This window comes from Exiguobacterium sp. SH3S1 (assembly GCF_004337105.1).
Lineage (GTDB): Bacteria > Bacillota > Bacilli > Exiguobacteriales > Exiguobacteriaceae > Exiguobacterium > Exiguobacterium aurantiacum_A.
Window position 1 is genome coordinate 1 of record NZ_SJUW01000042.1, and the last position, 409, is coordinate 409.

Genomic DNA, 409 nt, shown 5'->3' on the forward strand with positions numbered 1-409 from the left:
CCTTTAATTAACCCAACGGCAAAAAATGCTGCACTTCGCTCATCGGGGTGTATCCATGTTTTAATATTTGGATGTGCTTCAAATGCAAGTGCAAGTGGCGTTGAGCGTGATCCCGGACTGATAACTACTTCCCTTACGCCGTACGCATATAACTCAGATGCAAATGTAAAAACTTGCTTCGTTAAAGCTGCTTTATGATTTCCCATTCATATCGACTCCTAATGCATTCATCATATGTGTGAACTTAAGGTTCGTTTCTGCCAATTCACTATCTCGATCAGAATCTTTAACAATGCCACACCCAGCAAATAAAGTTGCTTGTGCTTTCTTAATAAGCATCGAACGAATTGCAACAATAAATTCACAATCATCATATATATCTATATAGCCAACCGGCGCACCATATAAT

Annotated in this window: 2 protein-coding genes; both read right to left on the bottom strand. The window is 39.1% G+C overall.

The window, feature by feature from the left end:
- A partial coding sequence (locus EVJ26_RS14310; protein WP_255569961.1) for a thiamine pyrophosphate-binding protein occupies nucleotides 1-206 on the bottom strand: 206 nt, incomplete at its 3' end.
- Nucleotides 193-409: chorismate-binding protein (locus EVJ26_RS14315; protein WP_201738384.1), on the bottom strand; the 217-nt coding region annotated here is incomplete at its 5' end. The genes EVJ26_RS14310 and EVJ26_RS14315, both read right to left, overlap by 14 nt.